General features: G+C 58.0%; 13 protein-coding genes. 9 read left to right on the forward strand and 4 right to left on the reverse strand.

From position 1 onward, the window contains the following. The 4 genes from J2R76_RS19645 to J2R76_RS19660 all read left to right on the forward strand — a co-directional run bounded on the left by J2R76_RS19645 (position 1) and on the right by J2R76_RS19660 (position 4,707). Positions 1–204, forward strand: coding sequence for a hypothetical protein (locus tag J2R76_RS19645; protein WP_253624655.1), 204 nt, complete (start codon positions 1–3; stop codon positions 202–204). A 592-nt stretch (positions 205–796) separates the two neighbouring features. After that, entirely contained in the window at positions 797–1,666 is an 870-nt protein-coding gene (locus tag J2R76_RS19650) for a hypothetical protein (protein ID WP_253624656.1), read from the forward strand. A gap of 24 nt (positions 1,667–1,690) precedes the next feature. Continuing rightward, positions 1,691–2,695, forward strand: coding sequence for a hypothetical protein (locus J2R76_RS19655; RefSeq protein WP_253624657.1), 1,005 nt, complete (start codon positions 1,691–1,693; stop codon positions 2,693–2,695). Positions 2,696–4,545: 1,850 nt separating this feature from the next. Beyond that, complete coding sequence (locus J2R76_RS19660; RefSeq protein WP_253624658.1) at positions 4,546–4,707, forward strand: DUF2934 domain-containing protein; 162 nt, start codon at positions 4,546–4,548, stop codon at positions 4,705–4,707. Between the two features lie 69 nt (positions 4,708–4,776). On the opposite strand, the gene J2R76_RS19665 is transcribed toward J2R76_RS19660, so the two are convergent. After that, positions 4,777–5,070, reverse strand: a complete 294-nt coding sequence (locus J2R76_RS19665) for a hypothetical protein (RefSeq protein ID WP_253624659.1) — start codon at positions 5,068–5,070, stop codon at positions 4,777–4,779. Between the two features lie 382 nt (positions 5,071–5,452). After that, complete coding sequence (locus tag J2R76_RS19670; RefSeq protein WP_253624660.1) at positions 5,453–6,526, reverse strand: hypothetical protein; 1,074 nt, start codon at positions 6,524–6,526, stop codon at positions 5,453–5,455. Positions 6,527–7,720: 1,194 nt separating this feature from the next. Here J2R76_RS19670 and J2R76_RS19675 point away from each other — a divergent pair. From J2R76_RS19675 to J2R76_RS19685, 3 genes are all read left to right on the forward strand, one after another. Further along, on the forward strand, positions 7,721–9,100 hold the full coding sequence (locus tag J2R76_RS19675; RefSeq protein ID WP_253624661.1) for a hypothetical protein: 1,380 nt from the start codon (positions 7,721–7,723) through the stop codon (positions 9,098–9,100). Between the two features lie 922 nt (positions 9,101–10,022). Further along, entirely contained in the window at positions 10,023–10,457 is a 435-nt protein-coding gene (locus tag J2R76_RS19680; protein ID WP_253624662.1) for an SET domain-containing protein, read from the forward strand. Between the two features lie 1,293 nt (positions 10,458–11,750). Continuing rightward, the gene (locus J2R76_RS19685) at positions 11,751–11,990 is read left to right on the forward strand and encodes a hypothetical protein (RefSeq protein ID WP_253626144.1); all 240 of its coding nucleotides are present in this window, start codon (positions 11,751–11,753) and stop codon (positions 11,988–11,990) included. Positions 11,991–13,256: 1,266 nt separating this feature from the next. Here the strand turns inward: J2R76_RS19685 and J2R76_RS19690 are convergent. Continuing rightward, complete coding sequence (locus J2R76_RS19690; protein WP_253624663.1) at positions 13,257–13,532, reverse strand: hypothetical protein; 276 nt, start codon at positions 13,530–13,532, stop codon at positions 13,257–13,259. Between the two features lie 338 nt (positions 13,533–13,870). On the opposite strand from J2R76_RS19690, the gene J2R76_RS19695 reads away from it, so the two are divergent. Both J2R76_RS19695 and J2R76_RS19700 read left to right on the forward strand, forming a co-directional pair. Beyond that, complete coding sequence (locus J2R76_RS19695) at positions 13,871–14,095, forward strand: hypothetical protein (RefSeq protein ID WP_253624664.1); 225 nt, start codon at positions 13,871–13,873, stop codon at positions 14,093–14,095. Positions 14,096–14,382: 287 nt separating this feature from the next. Further along, positions 14,383–15,033 carry a hypothetical protein gene (locus J2R76_RS19700; protein WP_253624665.1) on the forward strand — a complete coding sequence of 217 codons (651 nt, stop codon included), beginning with the start codon at positions 14,383–14,385 and terminating at the stop codon, positions 15,031–15,033. Here the strand turns inward: J2R76_RS19700 and J2R76_RS19705 are convergent. Next, entirely contained in the window at positions 15,026–15,652 is a 627-nt protein-coding gene (locus J2R76_RS19705; RefSeq protein WP_309143548.1) for a transcriptional regulator, read from the reverse strand. The genes J2R76_RS19700 and J2R76_RS19705 overlap by 8 nt on opposite strands. Positions 15,653–15,656: the final 4 nt, after the last annotated feature.

Consider the following 15,656-nt stretch of genomic DNA (forward strand, 5'->3'; position numbering starts at 1 on the left):
ATGACAGCGATAGAAATCAGTTACCCCGCATGGACCGACCACCGCAGGAAAAACGGGCTCGACCCACTAGGCATGCAGAACAGCAGCCTCGCTCTCTATCAGACCTTGCTGCCCGGCGTCGGCAACGTGACCCTACGCATGCGCTACTACGGCCTTTATGCCTGGCTATGCCGCACCCCGGCGGCATTGCGCTCTCGCACCTGATTCCTCTTTGCGTGAGTCGGATAGTCGCCGCTGGCGGACGCACGTCAGACACCTGCGGAGATTTCCTCGGAGCACTACAGCCACCTATGAATGCCTATGCGTCGGAAGATTCGGAGTGATCGCTCGCCGGCGACATCATGAAACGCGCTGGGCGTATCGATGCAAATCTTTGCCCTCCGGAAACGGCATGGATGGCGGTAAAGCTGATCGCAATTCTGCACAGACAACAAAGATGCACATTTTCAGAGAAGACGATGAAAGAATGCGCCAGAACCACAACAACGCACCCCGCGCAGCCGAGCTATAGTGCAAGATGCACAAGATTGCGGGTTCCAAGCCGACGGTGGTCGCGAGCATATAGTAACTTTCACAGGCATCATTGCGAGCGATGGCAGTTAGGCCGCTGGCGAAGTGGTCAGTCTACAACTCGATCGACGCATAGTGGGTTACGTAGAAGGTCTAGGTAACTTAGAAGGGGCAAGCTGTCTGAGGCGTAAATTCTACTACCGGCTGAGATGCAAAACTCATTACAACTATGGATTTCTGCACAGAACAGGCTTAGCTTACTGGTCATTTCGGGGCTGGTTATTGCATGTTACTCCACATTGCTTTGGTCTCCCTCACCAAGGAAGTCTCCCTGGCGCAGCTCGCACCGGTATCTGCCGCCATCCAGAAACAGGTCTCGCGCGATTTCGGCCCACTGTGGAACGTGGACGCCACGGTCGATGCCTTCGGCAAATTGGAGGACGTCCCTGTTGGCTATTGGCACGTGCTGCTCCAGGACGAATTGCGAAACGGCGCCGCCGGCCTACACCAGCGCGACGACGACAAACAACCGTTCGCTCTCGTTGGCTTGACCAACAACTGGACAGTATTCATGAGCCATGAAGTGCTCGAAATGCTGGTGGATCCTCAGGGTACGCTGACCCGAACGGGCAATTCTCTGAAGTCTGGCCAAGGCCGCGTCGAATATCTGATCGAAGTATGCGATCCTTGCCAGTCTTCGAAATTCGCCTATTCAGTCAACTCTGTCCTGGTATCTGATTTCTATACCCCTCACTATTTCGACCCTGTGAAGACCAGTAGCGTGCGCTACAGCTATTCGGGGCAAGTGCGTGGTCCGCGCGAAGTGCTGGATGGTGGCTATCTTTCGTGGTTCGACCCACAGACCCGCCATTTGTTCCAGTTCCAGGTTGACGGAACCAAAGCCACGATCGCAGACAAGGGCGATATTCCGCTCAAAGCCGAAAGTTTGCGAGCATTTTCGGATCGCGTTTCGGTGGACCGGCGCGAAGCGGTGATCGAGGGTGGCTCGCGCACTGGGCTTCTCTTGAACGCTGCAACCGACTACCGAACGACAGCTCGTATCGTGAAGCCAAAGCCGACAGTCGCGGATGACGCACAAGCTGCTCACGCTCGCAATCTGCGAGCGCAGCTCGAACAAATCACTTCGGCACGCTAACGCCCGATCCTCGAGGGAAGTGAAATGAACCTTTATCTGTTGATCGGATTTTCAATTGTCTTGGCGTCTTTCAACTCGGCGAGCGCTACCGCCGAGGAAGATACTCCAGTTTTTGGACAGGTGACAACCAACAAGAAAACGGCCTTCAAGATCGCACCGAACGCCCAAGCGGCTGCGTCAAAGACGATCGACCCCAACACGGACCTGCGCTGGGTGAGGGGCGATCGCAAAGGAAAGTATCTGCGTGTCATGCTCCCAAAGGGGCCGATCGGGTGGGTTCTGGCGGCGGACGTCAAGACCAGTGCCCAACCGGATCTATCCAGCATCGCACTTGAAGGATCAGCGCAGCCATGCGTATCCCCGGAGACGTTGAACGCCTGCACCACAAGAAAGCCTACGGGCTGCGCGGCGGCCGACAGTGCCCATGGCCTGCTCAATCAATTAAAACGGACAACGCCGCCAGTCGGCGCGCCGACCACAGTAACTTTCGACACCTTCTCCCAGCTGCAAAGCAGGGCGGAGGAGCTCGTGGACCAGGGCGTGGACATAGCACCGTCCGATCGAGACAAAATCAAGAACATTGATACAGCCGAGGGAACGGTGGGCGAAGGCTCCCTGGTGCGCCTGGTTGCGTTCTTGTCGAAAGGAAAGCCACACGCAAATACGGGCGAATCCGTGAACTGCAATTTGAAGGGCGAAGCCAAAAACGATCTTCACATCTCGGTCACAGAAAAACGAAACGGCAGTGAATTCGATGGGATCGTTGTTGAGATGATCCCGCAGGATCGGCCAGATAACTGGACTTCGGCAGACATAGCCACATTGCGCGGAAAGGTGCTCCTCATAGAAGGAGCCCTGCTGTATGACAACATGCACGTAACGAATGGCGATGAGAACAATCCGCTCAATGGACAACCGAAGCGTTTCTCGCTCTGGGAAATTCATCCGATCACATCATTGAAGGTGTGCAAGAAGTCGGCAGTCAGTCAATGTGATCCAGACCGCGCCTCCGATTGGAAGGACTTTTAGTGCGAGAGGCTGACTTGCCAATCGAGCGGCGAAAAGTCGGAACATCAAGGCTGTCGAAAAAACGTCCGGTGGCTATCAACGTGAACACGCTGTTCGCGGTGCTCGCAGCCAACGAGGCGATCACATGGCAACCCCCGTTTCGCGAGAAACTAAATCGCGCACGCGAACATCGGCCTCAGCCTCAGCGAGATGGCGTTCTATCCTGAAGCTGAGCGTTAAGACGTTGTCGCTACACGAGCAGTCAACGCTCGACATAGACCATTTTGCGCAACCAAGGCTCGCCAGGCCTCCAATTTCCCATACTTCGGGAATTTATTATCGAGGCCTGCGTTTCACGTGCTCGGAATTCAGTGCGCCATCACGACTGTTTTCGAGTCAATAGCAAACTGACGGTGAGTGCGGAATTGATTGATGGGACCTTGTATCGTTCGCTTCTCACAAGTTTGCGCAGCTTTTCCTGTTTGGCATTTGGCGGTTTGCTTGGCAAGCTGCGCCCTCATCTTACAACTGAAAACGCGCTCACAGCCCTACAAAGGAGCTTGGATATGCCGAGAACACGGGTGCGCGCGCATCGCATTTGCAGCATCATCCCAAAAGACTTCGATATCGATTCTACCGCCCATTGAGGCAATTCCGGAAACGCTGATTTTGATTGGTCGCGACTGGCACATCTGGCTCTGAGCGAGGGCTCGAGCATTGCGTCTGCAGGCCGACGTTCGTTCGCGGAGTACCGCGATCCTCTGCTATCCGTTGAAAAGCGCGCTCCAAATTCTGGACCAACAGGGGATCTGAAAGCACCACGTCGCTGGTCATTATCTCTCGCACCCGCGCGAGATCGTGAGCTGGCAGATTCCGTATCAGGATAGCGACAAGTTCGCTCACGACCCCGGTCGTGCCCCACCCTGCTCTCGTCGCATCCAAATTGGCCGATCTAGCCGATCTTCGGCCGCCTCCGACACGCGGTTGAGGTTCGGTGGAACGAAACATTTTTAGCTCGAATTCTTCTGGCGGCCGGATGCACAGAGCAAGTAGAGGGCTGACGGCGACAAACGCGCGACGGTTACGTGTTTGTCTGCGACCCACTTGGCAGCCCGCATGTAGGCTTGAGCAGAACGCGATGCACACCTCACTTTCGATCCAACGAAGGAACTCACCGTGAGATAGGTATCGCTTCGCCTCTAATTAGGGCCTTGCCGATCCGAATAACTGAGATGGCACATTGCTGCCTAATACGGTCAGCTTGCGAATTTGCGCGAGCGCCACCGATCAAGCGCAAGGTGATGTTGCAAGACTTGTTTGTTCGACAATTGGCTGCTGAGCCCACCCGCGCTGTTTGGCCAGTACTTGGTTGGCGATGGCCAGCAACTCGTTTCAGGATACAGGCAGCTCAAATATGAGGCGGCCTCATCGCGAAAGGCGGATGAACCCTATCGCTGGAGAGAACCGAAGCTTACTGGACGTGAAGGGTCCAACGCGAGGAGTTTCCGGTTCGGCTTCATCAGGCCTATGCGACGCCTCTGCCTGCGCAAGCCGGAAGGCCCGGTAGCTGGGCTAGATGGGCAAGGTCGGGACTAGTTGATCGCGGACAGTGTCCTGCCAATCGGCGAAGCCGTTCGACTCTAGTCGTGAGCCCGAAGTCAACGCTCACCGAGCCAGTCAGGAAAGGCGAAGGCTCGATGGGTTGAGGCGCTGCTCTCATCTTGATTGTCGCGCTGTAGGCGTCGATTGTTGCCGACTCGAATACCGCGACGTCACAACCGAAAGGTTGCGACGCGCCAGTTCGTTCAAGGGCCTGCCCGGGACGTAGGAACGCATGAAGCTCCCGTCCGTTGAAGCTCCGGAGAAATCCTATGAACAAACGGATTGACGAAACAGTCGCAGTGCGCGCCTATCAGCTCTGGGAAAAGGCCGGCAAGCCGGAAGGACGCGACGAGGAATTCTGGCGTCTGGCCGAACAACAGTTGCTCAACGAGGATAAGAGCTCGCCTCTACGCACCCCCGACACTCTCTGAGGACGCCAACTGCTCATTTGCCGGGGCCTCGGATGGATGTCGCGCCTCGCCTCGATGTGAGCGGAGTGCTCAGTGAGATTCCGGCCCGGCAAGGCTTAGCGTCGACCTTGTTTGGGCATCTTCTCGGGCGGGCGTTACCTTGATGCCCGTGAGCTTCTCGAACTCCGGCAATTCGGCCGCGACCGCGTCGGCATACGGATGAATGTCGTAGGCCCAGACGATCGATGCGCCTTCAAACTGGCGCCAATTGATGTCGTCCGCCTTGGTTTGGGTGAAGATCACGGCCGTTCCAGCAAAAAGCGTGGAACAGAACGTTTCGGGCAACCAATAACCGCGAGAAGCGGCGAGCTTTCTTGTCATCATTCCCTTCCAGGCTCTTTGGCCCGTGAACCCACGCGCCCTCCCCTTCCGGGGCCGCGAGGCAGGGATGCTAATCCGTCATTTTTTGCGCCTTGAGGCGGCTTTCAAACCAACGTTGGGTAACATTGGGCAATATCCAAATTCACGCTTGGTGCCGACGACGCACCTGGTGGGTAAGACAGCATCACGGTCGGGTTCCGTGAAACAGGTCCTTCTCGGCGAAGCATGATCGCTTTCGCTGACTTGGCTATCGACCTGACGAGGGCCCCGGCCTTCGAACCGGACGCGCATGCGCTCGGCACGCTTGACTTGCAAACACCTGAAAGCAGGGGCGCCAGTCCCGCCCGATTCGACCGCAGTCGATCGCTCGTCAGGACTGAGAGGGTCAGTTGCCGGAATCCGAGGGGCAATGAGCTCGAGAGTCCGCCATTTTCTCGGACGTATCGAAGGTGATCCTCGCTCTCTTGATCGGCGCATGATCTTGCGGTGTGCTAGTAATGTTCAAATTATCCACGCTGGCTGTCCAATAATCAGCTAGGTTGCCGCCCAGAAACAAGACCTCGGTCTCCTCGCGCGGTATTCCCCCTAACCAATCTCGCAGCTCCTCATCTCCGGGAGCATGCCCACGCTCTAGAATATCGTTGATCTTTTTGATCGGCCAGGCGGTGACGCTTGGTAACGTATAAGTGTGCAGCTTCTTAGCGTTCCTTGCAATCGCGTTTGCGCCGTTCTCGCTGTGGTCCTTTGAAAGGAGCAGTCGCGAGGGGGTCTGGCACAATGACACAAAAGCACTCTCTGTAACGCCTTTCGTGTGCCATGCCGCGAGACGCGCCATATCAATTTCGTCCTCCCGTTCGTCGTCCGAGCAGATGGCAGCCTTATAAACATGCGGGCGAGCCTGAGCACGCAAACCCGCTAGTGAACGCACATGCGCGATGGCACTCACCTCCTTGTCTAGAATAGGCTCACAATCGATGTCCTCGTTCTGAAAGCGGTGCAGCGACAGATACGATGATGCCAGCACATCGTCGAAAATGCAGTCGCCGTCGATACTGTCGGCAGAAGATCCGGCGGTTTGTTGCCACTGTGCGGCTCGCTGTGCAGCGAGTTTGATCTCGTTCTTCAGCGCCTTAACGCTCGCTCCGGCTAGCGATGCGGCAAGTTCGGCGCGCCCCCTGACGAAGGATGCGGCCGGGCACCGCTCGCTTTCCTGGATGGCGCCCGCTCTCCGATTGCCCCTCGTCATGGTCGAGGGTGATCCAATCCGGGAATCCGTCGAAGCAGCAGTTGAATCTGATGTTCGGTGTGACCGCAGTTCGCTCAGCTGCTGCTCAAAGTCCGCTTGATCCGGCGACGGGTGTGCTGGTGAGCTGGTTTGTGCGCTTAGGCCGCTCGGCTGTTGCTGCGTCCGCTGCTGCCGGGTCAAGCGTTCTAATGTATCCAGTGGATCGATGTTCATCTGTTCCCCTCGCGCATGGGACGTTCAGTTTGATCTTGGCAGGTGCGGCTTTCGAGAAGCTGACAAGTGAGGAAAGGAATGGGACCGACCGCCAATTTTTCGGGGGCTTCCCGCTCGGCTACCGACGCTACGGTGCGTACGCCGGGTAATCCCGCGTCTTCGGCGCGCATGAAGGGTTATCGGGTAACGTTGCGGCTGTGTAGCTCCCTGCCAATAGTTGAACAGCCGCTGGTAGTGTGCGCGCAGCCGTGCTGTCCCACATCCTTTTACGCGGCTGGAAGTCGCGCAGAGCCTCGGAACGAAGCCACACTTAGCAAAGTATCGCGGCAGAAAAGTAAAGGAAGGGAAGAATTCTGCGCACAATCTGCACATCGAATCTGCCAAGCATCTGCGCGCTTTGTGTCCCCCAGCTACTTCCAGGAGGAGCGAACGTAACCGGCGGACACCGGCCTAGGCTAAGCAAGCGGACGGCTCGTTGGCATGCAACACCCCAAATGCCCGCGTTCTCGAGCGCAGTCCACCGGTCGGTGGCCAAGGCAAAGGAGGAGGAGCTTCTGCGCGAGGCAGCATTCCTCTTTCTATGCGAATATATGCTCTCCACCTATAAGATGTCCGGGTGCGAGTCCTTCGCCGCGCGATGAACCAACGGTTTTCAATGGATGACGCCTTGCGAGTGCAATGATTCAAGCTTCCTCCTGGCGACACGCAACATGTCGCCACGTCGGTCCTCCTTCACATCGGTCGCAGCTGCAAGAATTCCTGCACCGTCGCACCGCGACACGTGCCAAGATTGCTGGATCCGATTTCCTCTTTGCGGCCAAAGTCCGGACCTTCTCGGCAAAGCATGCCTTCAACGAAGAAGTCCGCCTCAGTTGGGGCACCATCCGGACGGCATCGTCAGAGCACATCCCAGCTCAGTACACACTCTATTTGGGACGATTTTGTAGATCTCATGATGCTACTCAAAATAGAATCTGTTCGTGCCGGCTCCGACTCAGCCCAGCCAGTGTTTTTTGAAAAATGCAATCCGGCATCCCTAGCGCGTCCCTCGGGTGAGTGTGGCAGTCGGGCTAGCCAATTTGGCTCTCTCAAATCCCTAAGTGCGTCAGCTTGTCGACAGCTGAACCTAATAGAGCGAGAACACAGAGCGACACTATCTGCTCGGGATTGCGACCGGCTCAAACGGGAGGTGACATGGACCCATTTAACAGCATCAACCCATTCAACCAAGATCGCGCTGCTCACAACGCCGCGGAGCCACAACCGCAACAGCAGCAAGCGGCGTTTGAGCCGTACTTGGATGAAGTGCCGCAGCTTGATACCAGTGCCGTCGCAGGGGTTCCTGTTTCTCCAGGTCACTACTATCCTCGTTTATCCGACGAAGACCGTAGACTCACCGAGGCGTTGGAACTTGTGCACCATAGGGCCCGCGGTCCTCATCCCGAAGACGCAGGACGCCCCGGGGGCGCCGTCGCGCAGCACAGCGCGCCGCGAGAAGCTTTAAGTTGGCCGAACGAGCTGACTGCGGAACATCACGATCAGGATCCGCTGCGAGGGATGATGGGCGCAGCCATCCCGGCACCGTCTCTCAACCCAACCGCGCGCGATCACCAGGCATCGGATCCCGGAGAAGCCGTTCGTCACTTCAACTGGAGCGACAGTTACCAGCCGGCTCCGAACGAACGGACCGGCAGCTCCTCCCTTTCAAGTCACGCGGCCCTCATGGGTGAGGATTTCAGCGGGCAGTTGAGTCCTGCGAAGAGGCAGAGGACGCTAAGCCATGCGGAACTGGATGCTATTGAGCGCCAGCTGAGCGAGCCGGGCAATTCAATGGCTCGTGTGCTGATGGAAAGCGCCGGCGCACCGTCGCCTTTCGGGCCAGCGGTCGGTTCGCCATTGGTCCTTCCTGAGGAAGGTTACGATCAGGATCAGCTGTGGGCGATGGCGGAAGACGCCGGCCCATCATCGTCTCTCGAGCCAACCGCGCGCCATCAGCAGACCCTGGATTTAGGAGCGGTCGTTCGTCCCTTCAACTTCCGGCAGGGCGACCAGCACGCGTCGGCTGCGCTTGACGGTAGCAGCATCCCGCCGGGCCAGGACAGCCGACCCAACAGTTTCGTGGTCCACACTGACCGCTACACCGCGCTGTTCGTGCCCGCGGCGACGATGAGGCGAAGCAGCCCACTCAATCCGCCAGGCGCTGCCATGCGTCCCGGCTTTCGACTGGAAGGCGTTCCGAACCCCAGTGCGCAGCCGGCGAATCGGGCCTCGCAAGAACAGCTTGGACGGTCGACGGAAAAAGCCGCTCCGGCGTCCGCCAGGGCTGAGACGCCGTCCCCCGCGGCCCGCGAGATTTATGCTGCATCATGGGCCGTTCCCGAGGGCTTTTCGCACGGCACCCAACCCGCCCCGGACACGATGCTCTCGAAGCTCGGCCGCTGGGGCCTCTTGCCGGACGCGGCGCAGCCGGCAAAACAGTACGACATTCGTGGCGAGCGCTACACCGCCCTCTTGGGCCCGGGAGGGCCCAATGACGTTCGGCTCATCCATCACCCACGAATGGAGGCCGACTGACACTCCCGACGCTAGGAGCCCGTCCAGATAGCTCTGGTATCGGGCTTGTTAATGGACGATAGCTTGCTCCAGCGACTCTTGCGAGCTTGGCGACCTTATGGGCGGTGCAGATGAGCGCTCCCCGATGAACTTGCGCGCATCATCGCTCAGCGACTCCTCGTTCAACCGAACGGCCACCGCCTCTTGTTAGCAGGCCGCCAAAGCTGCGAAGAAACACCTACGGTGTTCTTGACGGCACGTTTGGCGGCATTGCCCTTCGTAAGGCCCTGCTCAAGCCCCGAAATAAAGGAAGCATCCTCGGAGTAAAGAGGCTGCTTCCTGCCTCCCATTGAAACCCCGGTCGACTGAGCTGGCGGCACCCGACGACGACGGATCTGGTGGTCCATCAGCCCCAGATGCATATCCTGGTCGTGGCCTTCCGCAAAAGCTCCTCTGGCCAACGGCGTCTGCGGCGTCGTCCATCCGCCTCGAGCCTATCAGTGCCGTATCTTCGGGATCAGCAATGGTCGGGATACCGGGCGCGATCGCCATCGCTCTAGCGCCCACCGATGACTTCCGCAGCTGAGCCAGTGCTGCGCCGACGTTGCCGCCAACGCCAGTGTCCTGGTTATAGCTCTTGACATCAGCATCCAGCGCCTCCGCGGAAAGCCGGCCAGCAATGCCCTTCCTATTTTTTGAGGCAGATAGTCGCTGAAACCTCTGAGAGCTGTGCATAGATCCTCCCAACTATGCCACCGACGCTCGCCGAGTTCACTGAGAAGCCTGATCCGACATCCGCAGCACCGAAAACAATGCAGAGATCGAAGAAGAATCGAAATTGTGGCGGAGGCGCGATTAAACGACCCTATCAATTCTTACAGGAGATTTGCGAGACTTAGGTCAGTTAGCCTGCTGGGTGTTAGTCACTTTTGGAGATATTTCAGTGTTGATTGTTGAAACCATTTTGAAGCCAGACCGCTTTGGCGGCATCGGACTTTTCTCTGCTACTCTTTTACCTAAAGGCACATTGGTTTGGATTCATAATCCAATCGTTGACATTGCCGTGACGCCTGAACAGTACGAAGCCCTTCCTCCAACATTTCAAGCTTTACTTGACAAGCATGCCTATCCAAGAGACCGCGATGTTGATGATGGTGTTGTAGAGTACAATGCTGACAATGCCCGTTTCATGAATCACAGCAGTCAGCCAAATACATATCAAGACGATCATTGCCGAATTTTCACAGCCCGTGACGTACAACCCGGTGAAGAACTGACCTGCGATTACTTGTCTTTCGATCCAAGGTGCGACTTATCGTGGGTTAAAGAGCTGGCGCCGAATCCTGGAGCCGGAAGGCGCCAGGCGGCGTTGGATTGAGTTTGCGGTCTGGCGACGTTGATTCCGTCGGCGAATTTACACCGGGGAGAGTTTCGGCAGCGGCTGTCCCCATCGAGACGACGCGAGTTGAAGATCATCGTGAGCGCGGTCTTGTTCGACGTCCCTCGGCCGCGCACGAACGCGGGAGTTCACTACACCTGTTGTGCCAACCTAAGGCTTCGTTACTGACTCGCTTTTTTGCTCGCGAATGTCCGCAACGCGTCCTGGCAGCGAAAACACTGGGCTGCTGTTACGATTCCCCCGCGAGTCGTTAAGGGAATTGGTGCGGCGTTCATGCAGACGCAGACCGTGGGAGCGGACGCTGCTGCCCCGAATGCCTCGACGACTTGATTGACGAGAGCAGCCCGGTTCGCGTGACGACGTATTTGTCGATGCGCTCGGCTGAGATAGGCTTTGAGGTTGCAGAGCCGGCGGCGGTTGGCCATCGTACCATCCCTCGGCGCTCCTCAGGCTTTACATTTAGGCTATCTAAACTCGGGTGCAGTCGGGCTGGCGGCTGGAACGAGAGGCCGGGCGCAATGTCGACGTGATGAGGCTGCTGGTTCGGCTCGCTCCCGATCACAGACGATTGCGGACTTCCGCAAGGACGACGGCCTGGCGCTGCGCAAGGTGTGTGCGAGCTTCGTCGAACTCTGCCAAGAAACGGGCCTTCTGGCGGCGGCCAGCCGTCGCCATCGACGGTAGCAAGTTCAAGGCCGCGAACAACCCGGACAGGAACTTCACGCGCGCGAAGATGGAGCGACGGCGTGCTCTGTTGGAGGAGAGCGGCACGCTATCTGAGCCAAACAGACACGGCCGAAGCCAAGAGCCGACGAGCCTCCGACCACGAAGGTGACGAGGCTTATCCACAAGCTGACAAAGCCGAAGGAAGGAAATGGACATGCTTGCTTTCTGCGAGAAGCAAATGCTTGCTTCACCAAGTGACCTGCCGCTGAAGTTTCATCCAGCAGCGGTTAGGTACGCCAAGTGACTTGCAGTGAGACTGAAGTTTGGACCACCGAGAACTAGAGTTTTGCGCCTTGGTCACGTTGGCGGGCTGGTTGCGCCGATACGCAACAGCCCCCCTGAGACTACGATTTGCGGCGTAAATAGAAGCCCTTAGAAGCCATTTGGAGAGTCGCTGAGCGGCCTCCCGGATGGCCGGTGTTCTTGCCCTGCCCGCCCGAAATAACGCATGGGCGACTCGCTTCCGCCGACTGTGAAGCGTCGGAACTTCTCTGAACCATGCCTCGTCAAGATCGTTAATCCGAGCACTGTGCGAAGGAGGGCAACATGCAGGACATGGCGGCCAGACTGGAAAAACTCCGCAAGGACGCTGCGGAATGCGCACTCATCCGAGACTTGGCAACCGATCCAGCAAAGCGCGAACTGTTCAAGCAACTGGCGGAGCAATACGGAGCGCTCGCAGATGCCGTCGAGCAAACGATGAACCGCTTCGGCGGCGGCTCAAACACGTTTCTCGCCACAAATCCCATTGTAGCGCACGGAACCGGCTCGTTAAAAGTTGAATGATCCTGCCAAAAATATCTTAGAGGTTGCACCGGCTATCTAGCGCACCTAGCGTATTCTCCCTGACTTTTAGGGATGATTTTGCCATGCGAAGTAACGTGCTTTCTAGCATTTGCATTGTGTTGATCGGACTGACCCCTCTGGTCGTTATCGGAATAGCTATGTTGATCTGGTGAAAGTCTCGGCGCGGATGCATGTGAAGTACACCTGATGACGAAGGTCCCATCGCCCGACGACCGGTTCGAGCAACGGGGACAGCGCGGTCCAAGCGCGTTGGCAAGTCTGCGCGCCATGAATTTAGAACCCGCCGCGCTTGGACACAGCAACACCGTTTCTGGCTGTTCGTTCCGCTTTCTCGCACCTGCTATTCGCCGTAGCTGCGCTCCGGAGGTTTGTGCGGCGTACTGACGAGTCGCGAGGGCCGGAACCATTTCCGCTTTTCACGACTTAGTGGAGTCCGCCAGCGCAGTGCGCGGTCCCTGATGGTTCATCCGCCAGCCCCGGATATCAGGGACCGCCTTACTGCACTGCGGCGAGGGCCATGACTGGTTTGTCCAATGACCGAAGCGACATTGTTCATGTTGGGCGTGGCAGGTTTGGCTGTGTGGTCCGCTATCGTCGCGGTGTTTGAAATCAATGCGGCATGGCGACGAAGCCAGCTACGACGGCGAGGCTCTACACGATCTCGATAGCTTGGACGATCGCCGGGCCGCTCAGCACCGCCCCTGCTTCCAGAGACCGGGCGGGCACCCGTGTCCGCGCCAGCCGACCTTGCGACCGCGACTCCAGCCAAATGGTCGATAACCGTAGCCACGACCCCAGCCGTGACCGTGACCCCAGCCGCCACCGCCTCTTACTTGAATTAGCTCAGTGCTGTTCGTGGTACCCGCCGCGAGCGGGTAAGCAGGCGATCGGGGCAACGCCGTCACCGGCGAAGTCATGAAGGCGATCGGCAGTGCGAGCGTCACTCCAAGAAACAATTTGCGCATGGCGCGGTCTCCTTCCGCATTTCGATACCTTGATAGCCTGAACGGGAAAAATGGGGGCGAAACCTTTCACCCCGGTCCGGTTCGTCCCCAGAGGAAAGAAACAGGCGGTCCTGACCGTGGGGTAGTCCATTGGGTGGCAGGACCGCCTGACGGCGCAGCTTCAGCCGTGCCTGATTGAGTAATTCCAATTCGGGCAGCATCAGGGCGGTGCGAATGTTGGGCGATCGGTGAGCGGTCGAGGCGATTGCGGATCGGCACGATACGCCGGACGAGTCGATTTCTAGTTCAACCGAGCACCTGAGGTGATTGGGTCCGTCTTGTTGTCGAACAGGACTAGGACCTCACCTGTATCAAGGCCAAGGTCCCGCAACTCTTCTTCGCTGAGTTGCGAAGCCGCCGTTGCCGCTTCGCCGGAGCAGTCGTTCATAGCAGCCGTGATGGCGTCGGCTGCATTAGGGATCGCCACCGCGTAGGTGATGTGCCCGAAATTGCCGCCCTCATCGAAGACGGCGACCATGATCACCCATCCCGCCGCAGCGACGCCCTCGTTTGTCATCCAAAGAACCACCAATAGGTGAGATATCCGATCGCCCAAAATATGACGATCAGCACGCCAGCTTCAACGAGGCGGCGTGACAGGCGATCGTCATACGGCATCGGGCGGTTACCTTGTGCAGGCGAGACGGTCCCGGCCGTGGGGTAGCTATGGGATGGCCGGGACCGCCCGCCCCAGCACCGCAGAACCGCCGCTGGCGCGCGTTTAATCTCTCGTGGCCTTGGCAGTCGCAGAAGTGTCTAAAGTCATGAACCAGAGCTGTCCGTAGGATACCGGAAACCTCTTCCACGCGCGTCGCGTGTTGCGCTAGGCTTACAACTTCAAGAGGAGCATCCGGGATGACGAGCGAGAAACGGGCCGGTGTTTTTGAGGAGCGTCCACCGATCCTGCCGCGCCTCCGTCGCGTGCAGGCATGGCGCAGGGCGCGGCTGCAACGCCTTTTAGCTGATCCTGATATTGCCAAGAACGACCCGAGGCGGTTGAAGTCCATCAAGGCCGCGAAGCACTACATGGCCGTCTCTGCGCGCGCGGAAGCCATCCTGCGGGGTCTGATCGACCGCTAGCGACGAGCCATCTGCGCTGCCCCCGACAGTGCGTTTGGTAGTGGGTAGACCTTCGCACAGCTTGCACGGGTCTGTTACTTCCGGTCAGTCAGGGCCTGCTTTGAACGGGCGAGGTTAATCTTTCCATGAAATTGTTCGCAACCGACGCTTTCACGCCGAACCAATTCCCTGAGTACACGTATATCGAACGTCCGAAGGAGGACCTCGAAGGTAAATTGAAGAGGCTCTCGCGACGCCCAATGTAGTGACGTCACTATCCGGCCCCTCGAAATCGGCAAAAGACCGTTTTGGCGAAAAGGCTGGTCGGGGAGGACAATCTGATCCACGTTTTTGGGGCTGAGGTCAGAAGCGGATCGGAGCTTTGGGAGCGTGTTCTTTCGTGGATGGATGCACCGAGCACTGTCGCTGAACAATCTAGTGGGAGCCGCGCCAACAAGTTGGGGATAGAGGCTGGCGGCAAAGGCTCGTTATTCGTCGCTGAGGCTAGTGGTAAAGGTTCGTTTGACACCACAGTCACCAAATCCAGCAGCGTCACGACGACGAGAGCCGACGCCTCGCTTTCTCGCATCGTGCGGGATATCGGAAACAGCGAGTACGTCGTATTCTTGGACGATTTTCACTACATTCCGACCGCTGAGGCGCAGGAGGACGTTGCTCGCCAGATCAAAGCGGCGAGCGAGCGCAGCATCAAGATTTGCACCGCTACGGTGCCGCACCGCGCCGACAACGTTGTGAGGAACAATCCAGAGCTGGGGGGGAGGCTCGCGCAAGTTGACACGACCTTTTGGGCCGCATCCGGTCTGGTCGAGATTGCGAAGTCCGGTTTTGCGAGGCTGCAAGTCAATCTGCCTGTATCCAAGATGATGGACCTCGCACGAGAGGCTTGCGGGTCGCCGCAACTCATGCAGCGCATCTGCTTGGATGTTTGCTTCACGTAGCGGGTGAGGAGAAGATCGAAGTGCTGATTGCGTTCCTTGGAGAGCGCAAGCAGCCGTGCACAGACCGAGGCGCCGACATTTTTGGGTTGGTTAGCCATTGGCTGTCATCGCCTCGATGTAGGGTTGCATTGCTTTCCAAACCCCGGCCTTGCGCGCAAAATCCCGCAATCTCGGAAGGCTTGGCCTTGCGTGTACGCAGGGCCTCGCGCAGTCCTTCGAGCGCGAGATTGAGGCCGGTGCTGTGACGATAGCGCGTCCCGGCGCTCCGCCGGTAGCGGAAAAGATCGACGACGGTCTTAGCCGGGCTGAAGATCTTCACCGGGCAACCTTCGATGATATGCGTCTCGACACCCTCCAGAAGCCGTTCCGGGCTGAAGCGAACGAATTGCATAGGCGGGTTTGCCGGGAGCGGTTGCCGGTCTTTGGGACCGATGGCGATCCAGACCATCGAGGGGATGGTGTCGGTCAGGTCATGGAAGGAGAATGCCGAGGTCAGCGCGACGACCCCTTTGGGCACGCGCTTGGCGGCCTCGGCGAGGGAGTGATGGGTGTCGATAGGCGCGTCGGGTAGTTGGTAGAGCCCGCGTCCGAGTTGGACAACGAGGCCCTTCTGTTTCATGCGG

The sequence above is a fragment of the Bradyrhizobium sp. USDA 4532 genome (assembly GCF_024171315.1).
GTDB classification, from domain to species: domain Bacteria; phylum Pseudomonadota; class Alphaproteobacteria; order Rhizobiales; family Xanthobacteraceae; genus Bradyrhizobium; species Bradyrhizobium australafricanum.

Coding starts and splice junctions, on each gene's coding strand:
- J2R76_RS19645 (WP_253624655.1), top strand. CDS start 1: ATGACAGCGATAGAAATCAGTTACCCCGCATGGACCGACCACCGCAGG.
- J2R76_RS19675 (WP_253624661.1), top strand. CDS start 7,721: ATGGACCCATTTAACAGCATCAACCCATTCAACCAAGATCGCGCTGCT.
- J2R76_RS19690 (WP_253624663.1), bottom strand. CDS start 13,532: ATGACAAACGAGGGCGTCGCTGCGGCGGGATGGGTGATCATGGTCGCC.
- J2R76_RS19660 (WP_253624658.1), top strand. CDS start 4,546: ATGAACAAACGGATTGACGAAACAGTCGCAGTGCGCGCCTATCAGCTC.
- J2R76_RS19695 (WP_253624664.1), top strand. CDS start 13,871: ATGACGAGCGAGAAACGGGCCGGTGTTTTTGAGGAGCGTCCACCGATC.
- J2R76_RS19670 (WP_253624660.1), bottom strand. CDS start 6,526: ATGAACATCGATCCACTGGATACATTAGAACGCTTGACCCGGCAGCAG.
- J2R76_RS19655 (WP_253624657.1), top strand. CDS start 1,691: ATGAACCTTTATCTGTTGATCGGATTTTCAATTGTCTTGGCGTCTTTC.
- J2R76_RS19650 (WP_253624656.1), top strand. CDS start 797: ATGTTACTCCACATTGCTTTGGTCTCCCTCACCAAGGAAGTCTCCCTG.
- J2R76_RS19705 (WP_309143548.1), bottom strand. CDS start 15,652: ATGAAACAGAAGGGCCTCGTTGTCCAACTCGGACGCGGGCTCTACCAA.
- J2R76_RS19665 (WP_253624659.1), bottom strand. CDS start 5,070: ATGATGACAAGAAAGCTCGCCGCTTCTCGCGGTTATTGGTTGCCCGAA.
- J2R76_RS19685 (WP_253626144.1), top strand. CDS start 11,751: ATGCAGGACATGGCGGCCAGACTGGAAAAACTCCGCAAGGACGCTGCG.